This is a genomic window from Flavobacterium jejuense, from assembly GCF_006491595.2.
Lineage (GTDB): Bacteria > Bacteroidota > Bacteroidia > Flavobacteriales > Flavobacteriaceae > Flavobacterium > Flavobacterium jejuense.
Map to the genome: position 1 here is coordinate 67,836 of NZ_VEVQ02000001.1, position 21,430 is coordinate 89,265.

Here is a 21,430-nt window from a genome sequence, read left to right on the forward strand (position 1 = left end):
AACTCTACATTAACTAAAATTAAAATAAAACTAACTATTCTTAAAATTGAAATTTATAGCCAAAATCTGGTTGGAATCCGATTTGATTTATCTGATTTACTTGCTGTGTTACTCTGTTGTACTCTTTTGAAAAAACATTACTGTTGTTTGTTATATTTTGAAAATCTACATAGAATTGATGCGAACTCTTCTTTTTATTGCTATTCCATTTGAACCCAAATTTTAAGTCAAGTCTTAGATAAGCGTCATATTGTTCGCTGTAAGCATTAGTATCGTCTCTTATTTCATAGTTAGCAGCAATAGAAGCTGCTAAATCTACAGGTGTATAATACCTACCTCCAGCTGTTGTGAATTTTGTATTGATGGTAAAGACATTTTTTTTAGCTTTTCCTATTTTGAATTCTTTGCCCGCTAATGCATTAAAAACATAGCCATTATTGAACGGTGTGTTTCTTTCTATTCCATCGCTACCAGTATATTTGCTTTCAAAAAGAGAAGTTGTAAAAAGTAAATTATATCCTTTACTGAAGAATTTTTCTAGTGTAAATTCAACTCCTTGATTAAAACCTTCACCTTTACTTACTAAAGCGTTTTTATCGGTAGAAAATCCAAAATCAGCACCTTCAGTAAGGGAAGAATAACTAGATGGATTTTTTTCTACTGCTGCTTTATCAATCGCTTGATAATAGACTTCAAATTTTGCTCGCCATTTATCTGCAAATCTAATATCATACCCTAACACATAATGAGCACTTCTTACCAAGTCTAATTCTTTATTGCTCTGAACTAGATTTCCACCACTATTTTCATTTAAGAATAATAATGGAGCAGCAACATTTTGATGATGTAAACCGTAGCCAATGTTTATAGCGCTCTTGTTGTTGATGGCATAAGTCAATGCTGTTCTAGGTTCAAAAACAAATTCTTCGTTCAAAGAAAAGTATTGTCCGTGTAAACCCGCATTCAATGTTACCTTTTCAGTTACTCTGAATTGGCCCATAGCATAAGGTTGTACAATAGTGTATGAACCCTCATTATTTATGAGATTTACAAAGTCAGGTTGCCCATCACTATTGTTATCCTCTTGTCTGTCTCGGTCTGATACTGTATTTTCTAATGAAAAGTTTTCCAGTAATACACCTGTTCTAAAAGTAATTTTTTTAGATATTTTTGAATTGAAGAGTGTTGCAAATGTGATTCTGTTTTCTGTATTGTCCACTTCTGTCCATCGTACTTTGAATTCAGACGGTGTTTCTAAATTAAAATACCTGTCTTGGTTAAAACCGTTGCTAGATGTGGAACCACTTATTATGGTTTTTAAATAGGATTGTGACCCCATATCGATTGTATGTTTTACCCCAAAAACACCGAACCCAGAAGTTACAAAACTATCTTCATCTCTTGTTGCAAATAAATCATCATCGGATAACTCCACCTCTTTTCCAATTAAGTCAATATTTGAGTTACCAAAAATTCCAAAAACCGAAAAATCACCAAATTTACCTTTACCAAAATCAACATTAAATGAGAGGTCATTGTAATTTGGCTGTGCAGTTGTTCCTGCCAATCCTAAGGAACCTACGATACCATAACGAGCGGCCACAAGAAAAGAACCTCCTTTTTTTCCTAATGGTCCTTCTGCCATTGCTTCTGCACCAGGAAAAGCGGCTACACCAACTGTATACTCATATTCTTTGTTGTTGCCTTTTCTAAGCCCTAAATCAAAAACACCTCCAAGTGCATTTCCATATTCAGCAGGAAATGCTGAAGTTATAAAATCAGAGTTGGCTAATAAATTTGGATTTAATGCTGAAACAGGACTGCCTGTAGTTCCTAAAGTTGAAAAATGATTTGGGCTAGGAATTGGAATGCCTTCTAATCTCCAAAGTAAACCAGTAGGAGAGTTTCCACGTACTACAATATCATTTCTACTATCATCAGCAGTTGATACACCAGCAAAGTTTGAAGCTAATCGTGCCACATCACTCCTTCCACCTGCATATCTATTTACTTCTTCTGGAGAAAATTGTCGCACTGAAACAGCAGCTAATTTATTGATGGATTTCGCCTTGTTGTTTCCATCGGCTACAAGTACAACTTCTTCCAATGAACCGAATTTTTCTACTAGCGCAACTGAAACAATAACTTCTTTTCCAGTAGTTACATCAATATCTGGAAGGGTTGCACTTTCATAACCTAAAAAACTTACTCTTATTGTTTGTCTGCCTAATGGTACATTTCCTAATTCAAAATTTCCTTTTTCATCTGTTGTATCCCCTATACTAGAATCGCTTACTAATTCAATAGTAGCACCAGTAATACTTTTTTCGGACTGTTTGTCTGCAATACTTCCTCTGATGACTCCGGTTTGAGCCAGAGCGGTTGCACTAAATAAAGACAAGCCTACAATAACTAATTTTCTCATTTTCTTGTTATTTGATTTTAGACAAAACTATTTCAATATGTTTTAATCAAAATTGACCAAAGTCAATAAAATGCACAAGAAGGTATTTGAAAAATAAGGCGTTAGGTTAGTTGGTTTCCATTTTTGTATCTCTTGGTTTTGATTTCCTTTCCTCAAGGTAGTTTCAAGTTGAAGTAGCTTTTCTAGTGTACTTTTTTCTTATATATGGGTTGTCTTTAGACTGTTTTGATTTTCTTGTTTGTTTTGAGGTACTCCATGCTATTTGTTTTAGCTACTTCTACTGTATTTATTTGTGAACAACACCTTACGGAGGATTTAACATTTTATGGTGTAAAAGTATGCCATTTGATGTCCTTTTGTTCTAAAAGTGCCATTTGGTATTCTTGCCTAATTTTTGCCTTTTTCTTTTTTTCAATTTTGTTATCAGATCAATCGGAAGTGTTGCAACCAAAAAATAGATTGAGCGAATTGTTCACTGATTTATTAATTAAAATTTTTAGAATTATGGCTAGACAGAAAGGCATAATAAAGTTAAAAGGTACTATCGGGGATATTACTTTTTACAAAACGCAAGATGGTCATTTGGCTCGTGAGAAGGGTGGGATTGATGCTAGTAGAATTGCTAGCGATCCTGCGTTTCAAAGAACGCGTGAGAATGGTTCGGAATTTGGTAGGGCAGGGAAGGCAGGTAAGCTTTTGAGAACTGCTTTTAGACCATTGTTATTGAATTCTGCTGATGGTAGAATGGTTAGTCGTTTGACGCAAGCAATGGTTAAGGTGCTTCAAGCGGATATTACCAGTGATAGAGGTTTGCGTAACGTTATTGATGGGGAAACAGAACTATTATTCGGTTTTGAGTTCAATATTAGAGGAAAACTAGGAACTACTTTATTTGCTCCTTTTGTTGCTTCTATTGACAGAGTTGCTGGTGAAATTAAAGTTGACATTCCTTCTTTTATTCCTTCAAATATGATTGCTGGTCCAAGTGGTACAACCCATTTTAAAATCATTTCTGGAGGCGCTGAGGTGGATTTTGAAGCTGAAACTTATGTTGTGACTACTTCTGAGACCACAATTCTACCATGGGACGGCATTGCAACTGCATTAATTACGCAAACGAATGTGGTAACTGCTAATTCAACGAAGCCTTTGTTTTTCGTGCTTGGTGTTGAGTTTTATCAACAAATTAATGGTCAGATGTATCCGCTTAAAAATGGAGCTTATAATCCATTATCAGTTGCTAAAGTTGATAGTGGTGTGTAATGGTTTTGTTTTTAACTAGAACTTATTTCCCTGAAGGAACAAACGGAAAAATTCAATGTGAAGGTAAATTGATTTGTAATACAATTGAGCTGCCTTGGAAGAAAAATGAAAAGCGAGTTTCTTGTATTCCAGAAGGGAAATATTTTATAAGAAAGCGATATAGTACTAAATTTAAGTGGCATTTGGAGGTTGTTGATGTAAAAAATAGAAGTTTTATTTTATTTCATCCTGCTAATAATGCTTTGCAAGAATTGAATGGTTGTATTGCTCCTGTGACGAAACTTTCTGGACCAGGTTTGGGACTTATGTCGAGAAAAGCATTTGAGAAACTTAAAACGTTTGTTTATGGTGCTTTAGACAGAAAAGAAAGTGTAGAATTGATTGTTGAATAGATTCCCATTTTCATGGGAATGAAAAAATATAAATTATGAAAAAAATATTGAATAGAGCTACATCTCCTACTCCAAAGTTTTTTAAAGTGCTTCGAAATATTGGTTTAGCTTTGGCTGCTGTTGGTGGAACGATTTTGGCTGCTCCTGTGGTTTTGCCTGCAATTGTTATCACCATAGGTGGTTATGTTGCTGTAGCTGGAGGAGTTTTGACAGCTGCAAGTCAGTTGACTACAACAAATGACAGCGAATAACCCTACTTTAATGGGAACCGCTGGAGGTACATTTTTAAGTGTGATACCGAATATTAATTCTCATGATATTGCTAAAACTATTATATTAGCATCTGTTGGAGCAATTGTTAGTTTTACGATTTCGTTACTACTTAAAAGCCTACAAAAGAAGCGCAAAAAATAAGTTTAGCCCTAGTTGTGGTGACCGTTGGGTTAAACAAAATGAAAGCCAAGTCGCAAGACCTGGCTTTTTGCATTTACTATCGACACAATTACTAAATATTCAACTAAGGAATCTATGATTTTTATTAAATTTTTGAATTTTAATACTTTCTCTTGTAAATTGTTTAAGCTCAGCTTGATGTTTCCAAACCTTACTTTCCAAAATTGCCGTTGTTAAATCATTTGCTGAACAACTATTATTTTCTTTCCATAACGAGCATTCATCCTCGTTAATTTGCTTATGAGTTTTACTGTATTTTAGATTCGACTTATTCTCTATTTGTAACATCGTATTTACAGGAATATCCATTTTTTCATCCGTGAGGATCTTGCACTCTTTTTGTACTAACATATTGTACAGATCGTTTTTAAGAATAATCATTAATTCAAAAAGACTAATTTTATGATGTTCATTCCTGAAAATTAAATTATCAGACTGGTATATGTTTGAAATTATGATTGTAACTATTTTTAAATCTTTCAATTCACAATTAATCCCCAGATTCTTACATTTTTTTATTTCATCATAATTATTTATTATATAGTCTTTTGCTAAATTCAATTGTTCTGAAGCTTTTGAATTGAATTTTAATACTTCATATTTTGAAGTTTTCATAATATCCTCCCCAATGTAGGTTGATTTTAATTCTAAAATGAAAAGCGTATTTTCTTTAAATGCTAGAATGTCGATTTCACCTGGTACATTTTTATTTTTATAAACGTGACTAGAAATACTGCCAAATTTTGCTTTTTTAAAAATTTCTGAAATGTATTTTTCAGTCTCAATAGGTTGTTCACTTAAATTTAAGCTATTTTCTTTTACTATCTTTCTATGCAAAATGATTTCCCACCTAGTATCTTTTAGGAAACTGGAAAGCCAAATATACTGATTACCAATTTTAATTAAAGGACGTTTTTGAACGTCAATTTTATGGCTAGTGAGGTCGGTTGTTAGGTATTCTATAATTATTTGTATTTCGTCTTTTGACCATTCAAAATATTGATGGCATTTCTCAACTAATTCATTTTCCTCAAAACTTACTAAGTAATCTATATCAAACGTTTCTTCAAATTTTTGAGGTACTTTGTTTTTAAAAACTATTTCATTATTAATAATTGTTCTACCTTGGGGCATTAGAAATAATGAAAATGATTTTAATAAAATCAATACTTTTTCTAAATCAATTTTTTCGTCAGTATTTTTTTTATCAATTATGACTGGGATTTTTAAATACTTAAAATATTCAATGGAGGTATAAATACTAAGTTCTAATTGTTTTGATAGCATTTCTTTTTGTTCATTAATTCGTTTTACTAGTTCTTCATTTTCAATTACTTTGTTTGTAAAATATACTTCATCATAAATCCCTTTCTCTAAAGTTTTTCTGTATAAACAGTACTTTGTATTTGTTAGCAATTCTGCTTCTAAATTCTCTATCATTTCAAATTCAGCTAAACCAGATAAGTATTTTTGAATTTGATATTCGCTGTTGTCTTTTGCGAAGAAAAATTCTACTAGTTCTCTAAAAGTCTTCTTTTGTTTATCTATTTTTTCGTTTGATACTAGTTGCTGATTATTAAGTGATTCGATAGCTCTAATAGGAGGAAGTTGTTCCTTTGCAATTTTTTTAAAGTTGATGCTACTATACTTGTTTTTAATTTTATTTTTTACGCATCCTCGCTTTTTTATATTTAAAATAATGTCTAAAATGTTAATTAAATGGGCTTTATAGCTAGTAATTAATCCAGTATTATTTACTGTTTTCTTGGAATAACGTTTAAAATGTTCGAAATAAGAAATCATTTGTATTAAGATATCTTCGTAGTCTATTTCGTTGATTTTGTTTTCGAATATAACTGTTTCATTCTTCCAATATTGTCGGTATGCTCTAATGTAGTCTAGTTCTTTATATACTACTTTTAAATCGTTTGATTTTACGAAAACTGAAAAAGTAATCCAATGAGAATCCATTTTAAAAGCTTCCGAAAGTTTTATAATTCGAATTAACTCGGCTGAATATTTTGAATTAATAAATAATTTTATAAAATCGAGGTTAGCATTTTGTGGTCTTGAGAAATATGCAAACAATAACTCTTCCAAGTAGGGTTCATTAATTAATTCTTTGAACCACTTTATTGGTAAATTGGAATGCCAAAATAATTCAGAACAACTATTTGGCCTTGAATCAGAAAAGTAACTATTTTTTTTAATAAAAGGTACAACTTGAGAAAAACTGGCATTCTCTAGTTCCTTTATACTTGTAATTATTGCATTTTTGTTCATTACTTAAAATTTAAAGATTACCTAATAGGTTATTTCAAGTATTAAACAGAGCAAACGTAATAATTTTATTTTGCATTTTCACTATTTAATTGACCTTATTCTTAAAAATTTTGATTTGCAATTTATATTTTTTTTAGGAGTACTAACTATTTTATTTGTTACAATACCTATACAAAATAACTCTTCTCATGTCATTAATTAGACTTAAATTTTCGTTGAAACGTTTTTCGCTTTGTTCTAGAAGCTTTAAAGTTTGCACTTTCTTAAGGTGTTCTTCGTGGTCTTTTATCTCTTGGTTGACTTTGTTTGAGAATTCTTTTCTAACATCGTTTAAACGTAAAAACGGGATTACTGAACCGCATAAAAAGGGAAACCAAAATTTTGTTTTCCAAAGGGCATAAGCTGTTAAATTGACATTATCAAAATCTTCTTGATTTTCGAAAATGATTACAAAGCTATTTGTGAAAGGTTCTTGTGCTGGCTTTCCGCTGTTTAATCCTTTGTTTAAAATAAAAATGTGTGGGTTTTTGTAAGTTGTACCTTTTCTGTGTGTCTTAATGATAAATTTTAGCATACTATCGGTTTTAATAAATTCAAACATGTTTCGATTTTCCCGATGTACTCCGAAGTTTTGTGTGCCTCACGATGCTCCGCACAAATATTTCTTCAAAAGAAAAAAGGAAAAAAAAGAAAGCCGATATTTCTAGTGGAAGGTTTCAAAAAAGCAAGTTTTTTGGATAAAATACTACTCTAAGGAGTGATTAATAAAGAGTAATTTATACATAGGTTAGTTATCTGCTGAAAATGTAAGAGTGGAGATTTTATCCAAAACCGAAGGCTTGAACTTGCTTTTTTGAATACCTGGAACAAACCTTTGTTTTCTTTTTTTTTCTTATTTTTTTTGAAGTTGTTATTTTTTTTGTTATGAATGGTAGTGGTGATTAAAGGGTGTGTAAGGGTAAAACAGGATGAAGGAACATTGAAAACAATCGTTATAGCGTTCATCCTGTTTTACCCTTACACACTCTTTACTGGATTTGATTTTTGTGAATGCCAATTTGTGAGTGATTAGCTAAGAGTGAATAGTGATTAGTAGTGCTGAATTGAAAGGGAAAAGCATTTACAAAAAACAATTATTACTAGCCTAGTGCGATGGTGCAGTAGCGCAGGGAAGGGTATTCTTTTTTATTTGCTTAATGGATTTTTGTGATTGCTTTTATGAATAGCTGATGCCATGTGGAGTTGTCAGTATTCAGTTTTTAGTGTTCAGAATAAAGGTTTGTATTAATTTTTAAGGCATCAGCTATTGTGAAAGTAATTAGTTTGCTGTTTCTGGTAAATAAAAAAGAATACTCTTACTGGCTTTTTTGATTTTGTGGTTGCCTTATTTAGTGTTCAGTTTGCAGAGGCAGTAAGAAGGGGGATAATTTTAAGAAAATGTGAAGGCACTCACAAAATTGCGAGCGTGGGGTGCGGGGCTTTTTTACATAATGTTATTATAATGGGCTTGACCCCTTGCCCGAAGGGATTATAATGCTACATTATGTAAAGAAGCTTGGGAGAAAAAAGTACTGGCATGAGTTGCGAAGCGTACGTGTTTTTGTTTTGTGCGGTGGACGAGCTCTTTGACTGATGGCTTATTGATTTTTCTCTGTAGACAAAAACGTTTTAGCCAACAGGCAAAGTGCTTGATTTGTGGTGGGACAAAAACCATGACAGTAATTTTTTTGGTGCGGTGGGAAGGTGAGGGAATTGAACTTAAAGCTCAATACATATAAAAAGTAGAAAACTAGAGTCAATAGATAATTTATTACAAAATACAAAATTTAACTATTAAATACAACAAATAATTTGGAATGAGTAAGCATTATTTAAGTTTAAATATTTAAACCTTCCTTTACAGATATAAGCTTTTAGAATATCTAATTTAAGACTTTTATATCAGGAACTAAATTATAACAATATAGATTTTCATATTGTTTCCTTTTTACACTTTCATTAAACAAAGGTTTCTAATTGGAGAGATATGATAAATGTCATTTTTTAACTTAATAAGAATTATAATATTTGTATTGACAAAAAATTTATTTAATTATGTTAATTATGCAAATAGATTTAGATTTACTCTTTACATGGGGTGCTGTTTCAAAAAAATATTACAAGGATCATGTCATTTTTGATGAAGGTGAAAGTGCTTTATTTTATTTCCAAATTATAGAAGGTACTGTTAAAATGTATTGTTCAAACGATGATGGAAAAGAATTTACACAAGGAATTTTTGAAAAAGGCTGCAGTTTTGGTGAGCCACCATTGTTTTTAGATGAAATTTACCCTTGTACTGCTGTTGCAACAGAAGATAGCGTTGTTATTAAACTATCCAAAGATAAATTTTTGACTATAATAGAAGAATATCCTGAAATTAATAAACGTTTTATGCAACTTTTAGCATTAAGGGTTTTTAGAAAAACATTAACCAACAAACACATTATCAATCAAAAACCTGAACATAGAATCAATGCTTTTTTGATGGATTACAAAAAAATAAATGGAGTTTCAGATCATGAAAAACTTCAAATTCCCTTTACAAGACAAGAGATTGCTGATTTTACAGGCTTACGTGTAGAAACTGTAATTAGAACTTTATCACAAATGAACAAATGCAATAAAGTCGAAATAAATAACCATAAAATATTTTATTAATGAAATTAAACTTCTCCTACTGGATTAAATTTTCATTATTTAATTTATTATTAGTGGCCTCATTAGGGCTTTTAATGCGCTACAAAATTGCCTTTGAGTTTCCTTTTTTAAATCAAAAAAACATTCAACATTCACATTCGCACTTTGCATTTGCAGGGTGGGTTTCTCAAACTTTAATTATTTTGATGATTCATTTTTTGTCAAAACAAAATGTTACTGTAAACCTTGAAAAGTATAAAAAGATTTTTATTGCCAATTTAGTTTGTGCTTACGTAATGCTTTTCAGTTTTATTTTTCAAGGCTATGGATTAATTTCTATCTTGTTTTCGACTTTATCACTATTTGTTTCGTTTTGGTTTGCCGCATTTTTTTTAAAAGATTTAAAGATAATTTCTAAAGATAATTTATCAAAAAACTGGTTTAAAGCTGCCTTGTTTTTTAATATTATTTCATCGTTTGGTACATTTGCGTTAGCTTATATGATGGCAACTAAAAACATTACTCAAGACTTCTATTTATCTTCCATCTATTTTTATTTACATTTTCAATATAACGGTTGGTTTTGGTTTGCTTGTATGGGTTTATTTGTGAGTCAATTAATTCCAAATTTAACTATAGAAAAAACAAATAAAACTGTTTTTAAATGGTTTTTTATCAGTTGTATTCCTGCGTATTTATTATCTATTTTATGGCTCAAACTTCCTATTTGGATATACATAATTGCCGTTTTTTGTTCTTTATTACAAATTGGAGCATGGGTAAAATTTCTTAAAAGTAGTATTTCTTCATTTTTAAAAAATTATCCTGTTGCTCCTTTTTTTAAATGGATTTACATCAGTATTATAGTTTGTGTTTCTATTAAATTTTTTCTTCAATTAGGATCTACTGTCCCTTTAATTGGAAAATTAGCATTTGGATTTAGACCAATAGTGATTGCTTATTTACATTTGGTTTTATTGGCTATAATTTCAGGGTTTTTATTGGTTTACATATTTACAAATCGATTGGTAATTCAAAATAATACCATCAAAAAAGCATTAGCTGTATTTATTATTGGCATTTTTTTAAATGAATTGGTTTTAGCGGTTCAAGGAGTTGCTTCTTTTAGTTATACTTTAATTCCTTATATAAACGAAATGCTTTTTGGAATAGCAATACTATTGTTTTTTGGAGCGTTCAGAATGTTTTATTTAAATGTAAATAATGGATAAAAAAACTAATTTTATGATTTGACTCATAAAATTTAATCTAGTAATGTTGGTACTTTGTAGTATAATATTAAAGTACAACCATTATGAAAAAAACAATCTCATTTTTAGCCATTGCCTCTTTATTTTTTTTAGGAAGTTGCAAAGAAAATAATGTAACTCCAAAAGAAGCTTCAGCTTCAGAAAATTCAGTTGATTTAAGTGTTGGACAAGAAGGTGTTCAAGATGATGTTTCAAATCCTAATATTGTGCAAGTAGCCTCTGGAAGTAAAGATCATACTACTTTAGTTGCAGCAGTTAAAGCAGCAGGTTTAGTAACTTCGTTAAGCAATGCAGGGCCATTTACTGTTTTTGCACCTACAAATACTGCTTTTGACAAATTGCCAGCTGGAACTGTAGAAGGATTATTAAAACCAGAGAAAAAAGGTGATTTAGAAAACATTTTAGGTTTTCATACGTATGTTGGCAATCTAAAAACAGAATATATGCAAGACGGTCAAATGTTTGACATGGTTTATGGTGGAAAAGTAACGATTACAAAACAAGGTGAAAAAACATTTGTAAATGGATCAGAAATCGTTGCATCCATTGAAACTTCAAACGGAATTATTCATGTAATAGGTGATGTACTATTACCAAAATAATAGGCAAAAGATAATTATTAATTCAATTTTCCATTTTTGGTTAAAAAAGCATAGAATAATATTCTATGCTTTTTTTTTACTAATTAAATAGTTTTTTAAACTAAATAAAAACATGATTATAATCATATTATTAGTATAAAAAAATCATTCAATTTGTCTAAATATTATAATAACATATAAATGGAAAAGCATGTATATAATTTAAGTTTAAAGTGGGAAAATGACAGAAAAGGAATCATGTCATCTCCAGAATTACCAACAATAATTGAAGTTGCAACTCCTCCAGAGTTTGATAAAGGAATGTCTAATATTTGGTCTCCAGAACATTTGTTTACAGGTTCAGTTTTGAGTTGTTTTATGACAACTTTCTTAGCAATAGCTGAATTTTCAAAATTTGAATTTATTAATTTTAAATGTGATGCTCAAGGTGTTTTAGAAAAAATAGAGGGTAAATATTTAATGACAAAAATTATTCTTTCAGCTGAATTAACAATTGATGATTTAGAAAAAACAGAAAAAGCGCAACGCATTTTAGAAAAATCGGAAGCCGCTTGTTTAATTTCAAATTCTATTAAAAGTGAAGTTGAATTAAAAACAGTTATAAATATTGAAAATTAATGTTGTCCATCTAAATAGCTCATTAATCTAGTAGTATTGATTTTCATTTTTTCAAACCAAATTTTTAGCACCTTTAATTTTAGAATTAGAAATAAATAATTTGCTAAAAAAGCTAATAATATCTCTTTTGAAAAAAAGCTATTCCACCTCAAAAGATTCATGAATTTGACAGCTTTAGTGGTAAAGATAAAGTCAATATTCTTTCAAAAAACAAGAAAAAAATCTAAAAATAGTTAATAAAATTTATATGTCTAACAAAAAAAACACACATACTTTTCATATTCCAGTTATGGGGTTGGCTTTTACCATTGACAGCCCAATTCGTGTAGCTCAGTATGGAATTACTTCTACAGTTTCAATTGCAGATGATGATTTAATAGAAAAAATGCGCGCTTTCTACAGTGAAAAATTTAGTATTCCCTATCAAGAAATTACGCAAAAATTTCATGATTATCGTGCTGAAAGAATTACTCATTATTTGAATTTAATGGATACCATTGTAAAGGGTAAATTTGAAAAATTCAAATGTGAATTAGCAGAAAGTAAATCTGCTTTAGAAAATTATATTGCTTTACTTCCAAATAAATCGGAACTTAAAAAAAGGTTTCAAGTATTTGTTAATGAAGGAATTTTAATGAAAGATAACTTAGTGAACTTTATTGAAAAAAACATCTCGTTAGGTGAAATAGATGTCAACATTATGACGAAACTAGATAAAGATAACTTTGATGAAAAAAATCAACTCCCAATAGAATTTAACGACGCTCATGCTTCTTTAAGAGGGTTTGCCAATAGCAACCTCAATTCTTCGGTAGTATTATCTGCGGGAATGAATCCTAGATTATATAGTTATTTTGAGAATTTCACTGATTTTTTTCCAGATGAAGAAGGTTTTTTACGTAAAAAAATAATTTTGAAAGTAAGCGATTTTCGATCTGCATTAATTCAAGGTAATTTTTTATCAAAAAAAGGACTTTGGGTTTCTGAATATCGTATTGAATCGGGTTTAAATTGTGGTGGACACGCTTTTGCAACAGAAGGCTATCTATTAGGTCCTATTTTGCAAGAATTTAAAGATAAACGAAACGAATTGCTTCAATCTACAAACGATTTATTAATAAAAGCATTAACGTTAAAAAAAATGTCATTACCTAAAACTATTTTACCAATGAAAATTACCGTTCAAGGTGGTGTAGGAACAGCAGCAGAACATGCCTTTTTATTGGAAGAATTTCAGCTAGATTCTATAGGATGGGGTTCACCCTTTCTTTTGGTTCCAGAAGCTACTTCAGTAGATACAGAAACTCGAAAACTGCTGGCAAACGCAAAAGAAAATGATTTTTATTTGAGTACTATTTCACCACTAGGAGTTCCTTTTAATTCAATTAAAGGAGTTTCAAACGATTATTGGAAACAAAAAAGAATAAATGATAAAAAAGCGGGAAGTTCGTGTCCAAAAAAGTTTTTAGCTTTAAATAAATCTTATGGTATTCAAGGGATTTGCACTGCTTCTAAAAGATACCAAGATTTAGAATTAGAAAAATTAGATCAACAAAAAAATGAAATTTCAGTAGTAGAATTTGAATTAAAACAGCAAAGAATTACTGAAAAATCTTGCCTTTGTGTTGGTTTGGCTAATGCCTCTTATTTAGAAAACAATATCCCTATAAAAGGACAACAACAAGGTGTCGTTATTTGTCCTGGTCCAAATTTAGCTTATTTTGATAAAGAATTCTCTTTACAAGAAATGGTGCAACATATTTACGGCAACAAGAATATAATGCTTCAATCAGATAGACCTAATTTGTTTATCAAAGAATTAAAAATGTATGTAGATTATTTGAGAAATGAAGTTACTAGTTTTACTAATGAAGTAACTGCATCTCAAATAAAAAAATGGAATTTGTACAGAAACAACATTAATGAAGGTATAACATATTATCAAAATTTATTCCAAAATACTTCTTTTTTGAAAAATAGTCAAGACACAATTAATCAGCAGTTAAATCTTTATAAATCAGAAATTAACTCAATATCTTTTTAATATGAGCAACTGGCATAAATTAACACAAAACGATAAATTAGGACGCATTACTAAAGCGTTGACTGAAAATGTAAACTTTTCAAAAGATGTTTCCTTAGGTTATCCAGCTTCAAAATTAGATGGAAAAGTATTTTATGATGATGCTTCTTTTTTGAAAGACGCACCAGTTTTAATGACTTATGTTGCTAACCCAAATAATATTGGTTGTCATACTATCGGTATTTCCGAAAAAGCATTTAAAGGAACGCAAGAAATTGAACGAGAAGTCCTTGAAATTCTAGCCGTAGATATATTTAATGCCACAACTAATGAGTATGATGGCTATATAGCAACTGGTGGAACAGAAGCAAATATCGAAGCTTTATGGGTTTATAGAAATCATTTCATGAATACTTATCAAGCAAAATTATCAGAAATCTGTATTCTAGCTTCAGAAGACACACATTATTCAATTGCAAAAGGTGCCAACTTACTAATGATTGACTGGTTGCGAGTTGAAGTTCATTTTGAAAACAGAACTATTGATGAAACGAAATTAGAAATACTACTACAAGAAGTAATATCAAAAGGTAAAAAATATTTTATAGTAGTAGCAAATATGGGTACAACCATGTTTGGTTCAGTAGATAATCCTGATATATATACTAATCTCTTAGAAAAATACGATCAACGTTTTAAACTTCATATCGATGCTGCTTACGGTGGTTTTGTATATCCTTTTCTGACTCCTAAAAATCATTTAGACTTTACTAATAAACTTGTTTCTTCAATAACAATTGACGCACACAAAATGCTACAAGCTCCTTATGGAACAGGAATTTTTATATGTAGAAAGAATTTGATTGAAAATGTGTTAACTAGAGAAGCAGGATATGTTGCAGGTATGGATGTAACCTTATGTGGTAGCCGTTCTGGAGCAAACGCTGTTGCTATTTGGATGATCTTAAAAACGTATGGTAAAAATGGTTGGTATGAAAAGGTAAAAACCTTAGAAATGCGTACAAATTGGCTTTGTACAAGATTAGACGAATTGAATATATCTTATTTTAGAGAACCATTCATGAATATTGTAACTATAAAATCAGCTTTTATTTCAAAGGATATAGCATCTAAATTTGATTTGGTTCCTCAATCACATAACAGTGATAATAAATGGTATAAAGTTGTATTAATGGAACATGTAGAAATTGATAGCTTGAATGAATTAATAACTAGCTTAGAAATTAGACAAACAAATTTTATTTAAGTATTTTCAGGAATAAGAGTTAAAATTTATAAATACTAATGCCTGATAAATGTCATCTTTTTGTTTAATTCTTAGGCTTAATTTTGTCTAAGTATTAAAAATATTAAATTTCTAAAATATGAAAACAAGTTATATAAAAAAGATTTCATTATCCTTATTTGTAATAATGGGCGTAAGTACATATGCACAAGAAATTGAGGCTAATTTGCAAATACGACCTCGTTACGAATATAGAAATGGTTTCAAAAGTCTTATGCCAGATAGCGAATTACCAACATCATTTATCTCGCAAAGAACAAGATTGAATTTTAACTTTAAACAAGAAAATATAAGTGCAAAACTAACACTTCAAAATGTAAGAACTTGGGGAGATGTTAAAACGACTACAACTAATGATGCAAATGGAGTAATGCTATTTGAAGCTTGGGGTCAATACAATTTTAATGAAAAATGGAGTGCTCGATTAGGAAGACAAGTTATTTCTTACGACAACCAAAGAATTTTTGGTGAAATTGATTGGATTCAACAAGGACAAAGTCATGATGCAGTAGTAGTTACATACAAAAAAGACAAAAATCATTTAGATTTAGGTGCTGCTTTAAATGCTGATACAGAAGGTTTATACCGAGATTTATATGTTACCAATTATAAAAACATGCAATATGCTTGGTATCATACTAATTTTAGTGATTTACAAATGAGCTTATTAGCATTAAATACTGGTTTTCAATATGAAGAACCTATAACTACTAATTTAAAAGTAGATTATTTGCAAACTTTTGGTACGTTTTTAAAATACAAAAAGAATAAATTAGATGCAGATTTAGGTATTTATGCGCAAACAGGTAAAAGTAGATTAGCTACTAACAATACATCGGTAAGTGCTTATAATATTGGTTTAAACGTAAATTATGCTTTTACTGATAAGTTAAAAGCAGGACTTGGATACGAATTATTATCCGGTAAAGATCAAACAGATACGGATGACAAAATCAAATCATTCAATCCTATTTTTGGAACAAACCACGCATTCAATGGTTTACTGGATTACTTCTATGTTGGAAATCATAAAAATACAGTAGGATTACAAGATATTTTCTTAAAATTGAATTACGCTTCAGATAAATGGAAATTTAGTGTAACACCACATATGTTCATGACGGCAGCAGATGTAGTCGACCCAACAGATGTTACGAGAACAATGGATAGTTATTTAGGTACTGAAATTGATTTACTTGCTTCTTACGAATTGCATAAAAACATTGGGATTTCAGCGGGTTATTCACAAATGTTTGGTTCGGATACATTAGAAGTTTTAAAAGCTGGAAATAAAGGATTAGATAACAACTGGGCTTTTGTTATGATTAATATCAACCCAAGAATATTTACTTCTTCAAAATAGTTAATTGGTTGTTAGAGATAAAAGACTATGTCATTCATTAGGCATAGTCTTTTTTCGATTTATAACTTTTTTAAATTTTGTCCTCATTTTATCTTAAATTTGAAATTCAAAACCACTATTATGATTTCCGTACAACAAGCTAAGACTATACTAAATAATACTATTCCGAATTCTAAAGAAGTGGAACTTCCTTTGCTAAAAGCTTTGAATTATTGTTTGGCAAACGATGTTTATTCGTCTATAAATATGCCACCATTCAGACAATCTGCAATGGATGGATATGCTTTAAATATACAGGATTCGTTATCGTATAGTTTAATTGGCGAAATTAAAGCTGGTGATGCGCATAAAATGGTTTTAAAACCAGGTGAAGCTATTAAGATATTTACCGGTGCTGCAGTTCCAGATTCTGCAAATGCAGTAATTCAAATTGAAAAAACGACTTGTACAAGGGAAGTACTTCTTTTAGATGGAAATGTTGCTTTGCATACTAATATTAGACCTATTGGCGAACAAATTAAAGAAAATGAAGTTGCCCTTACAAAAGGTACAATTTTAAATGCTGCAGCAATTGGCTTTTTAGCAGGATTAGGGATTACAACAGTTACGGTATTTAAAAAGCCAAACATTGGAATTCTTGTAACAGGAAATGAATTAATTAAACCAGGGAATGCCTTAGAACATGGTAAAGTTTTTGAAAGTAATTCTATAATGTTACAAGCTGCTTTATTGAATGCTAATTTTGATGCGATTACAACTTACGAAGTAAATGATGATTTTTCGAATACCAAAAACAGTATTGAAACAGCACTTCAAGAAAATGACATTTTATTAATTTCTGGCGGAATTTCTGTTGGAGATTATGATTTTGTTAAAAGTGCTTTGGAAGAATTAAAAGTAGAAACGTTATTTTATAAAGTTAATCAAAAGCCAGGAAAACCTCTATTAGCTGGTAGAGTAGAGGATAAGTTGGTTTTTGCTTTACCAGGAAATCCGGCTGCAAGTTTAACGTGTTATTATATATATGTCGAACCCATTTTGCATCGTATTACTGGGAAGTTAAATCCTCAAAATAATCTTGTTCAAAAAGAAATGACACATGATTTAGCAGTGAATAATGCTAGAAGTCAATTTTTAAAAGCTAATTTTTTAGATAATAATGTTTCGGTTTTATCACACCAACAATCCTCAATGTTAAATACTTTTGCGCTTTCAAATTGTTTAATTCATCTTCCGGAAGGAAACTACGAATTAAAAAAAGGTTCAAAAGTTGACATTTATCATATTTAAAAACATTCTCATTTCGTTATCTTTGTAAAAGTATAACGAAAGAAGTTTATTTTGAAAATCAAAAGTAAAATTTGGATAGAATCTAATAACGGAATTCTTTTAAGTGAAGGTCGCGTGCAATTACTTAAAATGATTGACGAAACAGGTTCACTTAATAAAGCGTCTAAAGCTTTAAAAATTTCGTACCAAAAAGCTTGGCGTTTAATTGATGAAGTAAGTAAAACTACAAAGCAACCTATTATCGAAACCAAAATTGGTGGCGCAAAAGGTGGCGGAACAATATTAACTCCTTATGGAAAATCGTTAATTTCTATTTACGAAACTATAAATAAAGATTGTTGGCAGTTTTTAGACGAACAATTAAAAAAGCACGCTTTATGTTAGTCTCAGAAATCTTAAATTCACCATTATTACTTTTACTATTACCAATAGTTGCCTTTTTATATGCAAGTGTTGGACATGGTGGAGCAAGTGGTTATTTGGCTTTAATGAGTTTGTTCGCTTTGCCAATTGCATTCATGAAACCAACTGCTTTAATTTTGAATATTTTAGTTTCAGGAATTTCATTTTACTTTTATTACAGAGAGAAAAACTTTAAATGGAACTTATTTTATCCGTTTGCTATTACATCTATACCGTTCTCTTTTTTAGGTGGATTTTTAACTGTAGATTCTAAAATCTATAAAATAATATTAGGAACATTATTATTATTTGCTGTATTTCGATTATTAGGTTTCTTCGGGAAAGAAAAAGCGGAATTGAAAGAAATAAACATAAAATACGCATTATTAATTGGAGCAATAATCGGATTCTTATCTGGCTTAATTGGTATTGGCGGAGGAATTGTATTGAGTCCGGTTTTACTATTATTAGGTTGGGCAAACATGAAACAAACTGCTGCAGTTTCTGCATTATTTATTTATGTAAATTCAATTTCAGGTATTTTCGGATTTTTATCAAAAGGAGGCGAAATACCAGCTTCCTCTACTCTACTTGTCGGAATAGTTTTCGTTGGTGGATTATTGGGAGCGTATTATGGAAGTAAAAAATTCAACAATATTGTATTACGGAATGTCTTGGCTTTTGTTTTAGGAATAGCAATTATTAAACTCTACACTATTTAATGAAAAACATTTCAGCATACATAATAGCAGGTGGAAAAAGTTCTAGAATGGGTTCAGATAAAGGTATGTTGCTTTTAAACGAAACTGTTTTTATTGCACATATTGTAAAAGCTTTACAAGAAGCTGCTATTCAAAATATAACTATTGTTTCAGCTAATTCAGATTATGATTTTTTGAACTGTAATCGAATTGAAGATATATATTCTGACAAAGGTCCAGTTGGTGGAATTTTTACTGCCTTATTGCATTCTAAAACAGAACAAAACATCATTTTAAGTGTGGACGTTCCTTTAATTTCAGCAGATATTATTACTTGGTTGATTGCTAATATTGATGATGAAAATCTAATTACACAAGTAAAAGTTTTAGACAAAACGAGTCCGCTAATTGCGGTTTATAATAGAAAAGCAGTAAATATATTTGAAGAACATTTAAAAAAAGAGCAATTAAAATTACGAATGGTTGTCGAAGAAATTCCACATCAAACTATTGAAGCTCCTGAAAAATGGCATTCTTTATTGCAAAACATCAACACAAAAGAAGACTATCAAAATTTAATAAAATGACGATAACAATAAAATATTTTGGCTTAATAGCCGATATTACAAATGCAAGTGAAGAATTGTTTAATCTTGAAAAATCAGATTTTACAACAACCGATTTGATGCAACAATTGCATGAAAAATATACAGGTTTACAAAATGTTTCTTTTGCAATTGCTGTGAATAAATCTATTACAGCATCAGAAATAAATTTAAAAAATAACGATACAATAGCATTATTACCTCCTTTTGCAGGTGGTTGAAAAATAACAATGGAACATTCAAAACGATATGCACGACAAATGGCTCTTCCTGAAATTGGAAGTCTTGGTCAGCAAAAAATACTAAATGCAAAAGTGTTGGTTATTGGTGCTGGTGGATTAGGCTGTCCTGTTTTACAAATGTTAGCCGCTTCTGGTGTTGGTACACTTGGAATTGTGGATGGTGATGTTGTAGATATAACAAATTTACACCGTCAATTACTTTATACGACTGATGATTGCGGTACTAAAAAAGTGGATGCTGCAGCCAATGCAATTCACAAAATTAATTCAGATGTAAAGGTAAATGTGTATCCTGAATTTATTTCTGAAAATAACATTGCAACTATTGTAAAAGGCTATGAAATACTGCTAGATTGCACGGATACTATTGCAACGCGATACCTTATTAACGACATAAGTGTTCATTTGGGTAAACCAATGATTTACGCTTCTATCCATAAATTTGAAGGGCAAATTAGTGTTTTTAATTACCAAAATGGGCCAACATATCGTTGTTTATTTCCTGAGAAAAATTCGTATGAAGTTCCAAATTGTGTAACTACAGGAGTTTTAGGTGTTTTACCTAATACTTTAGGAATGTTACAAGCAACGGAAGCCTTGAAAATCATTTTAGAAATTGGAGAAGTTCTTTCAGGAAAGCTGCTTATTTACAACGCTTTGAATCTTTCTTTTAACGAATTAGAATTTAGTTTAAATGAAGAACAAATTCATATTGGAACTAAAAAAGGAAAGCAATTAGAAAGTTCAAATATGCAAAATCATGAAGTTAGCAAAGAATTATTTTTAGATTTTTGTTCCAATGAAAACTATACGATTATTGATTTGCGCGAAGTTCATGAAATACCAAAATTAGACTATAAAAACATCATCAATATTTCGTTTTTAGAAATAGAAAATCATCTTAGTAATTTTAATAAAGACCAACCTATTATTCTTTTTTGTCAGAGTGGAATTCGAAGTAAAAAAGCAGTAGACTTATTTTTAGAAAACGGATTTACAAACATAACACATTTACAAAAAGGCATTCAAAACGTACAATTAGAAGTTATTTAAAATATTAGAAAAATGGAAACATCAAAACCTATAAAAAAATCATTTGTTCAAGGACCAATTTCAGCAGAATTCATTGGCAACTCTATTGCTAAACACCAAACTAAAACTTCTATTGGAGCACATAATATTTTTCTAGGTCAAGTTCGTGCCGATGAAATAGATGGAAAAACAGTTGCAGCAATTGACTATTCAGCTTATGAAGAAATGGCGGAACAAAATTTTCATGAAATACGTGAAGCTGCTTTTGAAAAGTACGACTTAACGTGTTTACATATTTATCATAGTTTAGGATATGTAAAAGCAGGCGAAATTTGCCTATTTGTATTTGTTTCAGCTCCAAGAAGAAAAGTAGTATATGAAGCATTGAACTATTTGGTAGAAGAAATTAAAGAGAAAGTAGCCATTTTTGGTAAAGAAATATTGGAAGACGAAACCTACACTTGGAAAAAAAATAACTAA

21 protein-coding genes are annotated in these 21,430 nt (G+C 30.3%); 18 read left to right on the plus strand and 3 right to left on the minus strand.

All coding sequences use genetic code 11. The annotated features are described in order from the left end of the window. Positions 1-40: 40 nt before the first annotated feature. The gene (locus tag FIA58_RS00270) at positions 41-2,425 is read right to left on the minus strand and encodes a TonB-dependent receptor (protein ID WP_140958828.1); all 2,385 of its coding nucleotides are present in this window, start codon (positions 2,423-2,425) and stop codon (positions 41-43) included. Between the two features lie 504 nt (positions 2,426-2,929). Between FIA58_RS00270 and FIA58_RS00275 the strand changes: the two genes are divergently transcribed. Genes FIA58_RS00275 through FIA58_RS00290 form a run of 4 tightly spaced genes read left to right on the plus strand, consistent with a single transcriptional unit; the run spans position 2,930 to position 4,494 of the window. Then, positions 2,930-3,688 carry a hypothetical protein gene (locus FIA58_RS00275; RefSeq protein ID WP_140958830.1) on the plus strand — a complete coding sequence of 253 codons (759 nt, stop codon included), beginning with the start codon at positions 2,930-2,932 and terminating at the stop codon, positions 3,686-3,688. Next, positions 3,688-4,080, plus strand: a complete 393-nt coding sequence (locus FIA58_RS00280; RefSeq protein WP_140958832.1) for a DUF5675 family protein — start codon at positions 3,688-3,690, stop codon at positions 4,078-4,080. The genes FIA58_RS00275 and FIA58_RS00280 overlap by 1 nt, the downstream gene beginning before the upstream one ends. A gap of 35 nt (positions 4,081-4,115) precedes the next feature. Continuing rightward, positions 4,116-4,331: a hypothetical protein gene (locus FIA58_RS00285; RefSeq protein ID WP_140958834.1), complete on the plus strand. Its 216-nt coding sequence runs from the start codon at positions 4,116-4,118 to the stop codon at positions 4,329-4,331. Beyond that, positions 4,318-4,494 carry a hypothetical protein gene (locus FIA58_RS00290; RefSeq protein ID WP_165928819.1) on the plus strand — a complete coding sequence of 59 codons (177 nt, stop codon included), beginning with the start codon at positions 4,318-4,320 and terminating at the stop codon, positions 4,492-4,494. Before FIA58_RS00285 ends, FIA58_RS00290 begins: the two co-directional genes overlap by 14 nt. Positions 4,495-4,593: 99 nt before the next feature. Here FIA58_RS00290 and FIA58_RS00295 read toward each other — a convergent pair whose 3' ends face one another. After that, positions 4,594-6,816 carry a hypothetical protein gene (locus tag FIA58_RS00295; protein WP_140958836.1) on the minus strand — a complete coding sequence of 741 codons (2,223 nt, stop codon included), beginning with the start codon at positions 6,814-6,816 and terminating at the stop codon, positions 4,594-4,596. A gap of 151 nt (positions 6,817-6,967) precedes the next feature. Next, positions 6,968-7,390 carry a DUF6943 family protein gene (locus FIA58_RS00300; RefSeq protein WP_140958838.1) on the minus strand — a complete coding sequence of 141 codons (423 nt, stop codon included), beginning with the start codon at positions 7,388-7,390 and terminating at the stop codon, positions 6,968-6,970. 1,529 nt (positions 7,391-8,919) lie between these two features. Here FIA58_RS00300 and FIA58_RS00305 point away from each other — a divergent pair. The 14 genes from FIA58_RS00305 to FIA58_RS00370 all read left to right on the plus strand — a co-directional run bounded on the left by FIA58_RS00305 (position 8,920) and on the right by FIA58_RS00370 (position 21,430). Continuing rightward, positions 8,920-9,516: a Crp/Fnr family transcriptional regulator gene (locus FIA58_RS00305; RefSeq protein ID WP_140958840.1), complete on the plus strand. Its 597-nt coding sequence runs from the start codon at positions 8,920-8,922 to the stop codon at positions 9,514-9,516. Next, a complete protein-coding gene (locus FIA58_RS00310) occupies positions 9,516-10,727 on the plus strand; it encodes a hypothetical protein (protein ID WP_140958842.1) in 1,212 nt (403 codons plus the stop codon). The genes FIA58_RS00305 and FIA58_RS00310 overlap by 1 nt, the downstream gene beginning before the upstream one ends. Positions 10,728-10,810: 83 nt before the next feature. Continuing rightward, positions 10,811-11,368, plus strand: coding sequence for a fasciclin domain-containing protein (locus FIA58_RS00315; protein ID WP_140958844.1), 558 nt, complete (start codon positions 10,811-10,813; stop codon positions 11,366-11,368). Between the two features lie 180 nt (positions 11,369-11,548). Beyond that, positions 11,549-11,986: an OsmC family protein gene (locus tag FIA58_RS00320; RefSeq protein WP_140958846.1), complete on the plus strand. Its 438-nt coding sequence runs from the start codon at positions 11,549-11,551 to the stop codon at positions 11,984-11,986. A gap of 247 nt (positions 11,987-12,233) precedes the next feature. Continuing rightward, on the plus strand, positions 12,234-14,030 hold the full coding sequence (locus FIA58_RS00325) for a hypothetical protein (RefSeq protein WP_140958848.1): 1,797 nt from the start codon (positions 12,234-12,236) through the stop codon (positions 14,028-14,030). 1 nt (position 14,031) lies between these two features. After that, the gene (locus FIA58_RS00330) at positions 14,032-15,276 is read left to right on the plus strand and encodes a pyridoxal phosphate-dependent decarboxylase family protein (protein ID WP_140958850.1); all 1,245 of its coding nucleotides are present in this window, start codon (positions 14,032-14,034) and stop codon (positions 15,274-15,276) included. 118 nt (positions 15,277-15,394) lie between these two features. Continuing rightward, the gene (locus tag FIA58_RS00335) at positions 15,395-16,678 is read left to right on the plus strand and encodes an alginate export family protein (protein WP_208022731.1); all 1,284 of its coding nucleotides are present in this window, start codon (positions 15,395-15,397) and stop codon (positions 16,676-16,678) included. 120 nt (positions 16,679-16,798) lie between these two features. Then, on the plus strand, positions 16,799-17,968 hold the full coding sequence (locus tag FIA58_RS00340) for a molybdopterin molybdotransferase MoeA (RefSeq protein ID WP_165928820.1): 1,170 nt from the start codon (positions 16,799-16,801) through the stop codon (positions 17,966-17,968). A gap of 51 nt (positions 17,969-18,019) precedes the next feature. After that, positions 18,020-18,352 carry a winged helix-turn-helix domain-containing protein gene (locus FIA58_RS00345; protein WP_243754616.1) on the plus strand — a complete coding sequence of 111 codons (333 nt, stop codon included), beginning with the start codon at positions 18,020-18,022 and terminating at the stop codon, positions 18,350-18,352. Then, positions 18,346-19,092: a sulfite exporter TauE/SafE family protein gene (locus FIA58_RS00350; protein ID WP_140958856.1), complete on the plus strand. Its 747-nt coding sequence runs from the start codon at positions 18,346-18,348 to the stop codon at positions 19,090-19,092. Before FIA58_RS00345 ends, FIA58_RS00350 begins: the two co-directional genes overlap by 7 nt. Further along, on the plus strand, positions 19,092-19,658 hold the full coding sequence (gene mobA, locus FIA58_RS00355) for a molybdenum cofactor guanylyltransferase (protein WP_140958858.1): 567 nt from the start codon (positions 19,092-19,094) through the stop codon (positions 19,656-19,658). Before FIA58_RS00350 ends, mobA begins: the two co-directional genes overlap by 1 nt. Further along, complete coding sequence (locus FIA58_RS00360; RefSeq protein ID WP_165928821.1) at positions 19,655-19,897, plus strand: MoaD/ThiS family protein; 243 nt, start codon at positions 19,655-19,657, stop codon at positions 19,895-19,897. Before mobA ends, FIA58_RS00360 begins: the two co-directional genes overlap by 4 nt. Positions 19,898-19,906: 9 nt before the next feature. Further along, positions 19,907-20,971 carry a HesA/MoeB/ThiF family protein gene (locus tag FIA58_RS00365; protein WP_140958862.1) on the plus strand — a complete coding sequence of 355 codons (1,065 nt, stop codon included), beginning with the start codon at positions 19,907-19,909 and terminating at the stop codon, positions 20,969-20,971. A gap of 12 nt (positions 20,972-20,983) precedes the next feature. Continuing rightward, entirely contained in the window at positions 20,984-21,430 is a 447-nt protein-coding gene (locus tag FIA58_RS00370) for a molybdenum cofactor biosynthesis protein MoaE (RefSeq protein ID WP_140958865.1), read from the plus strand.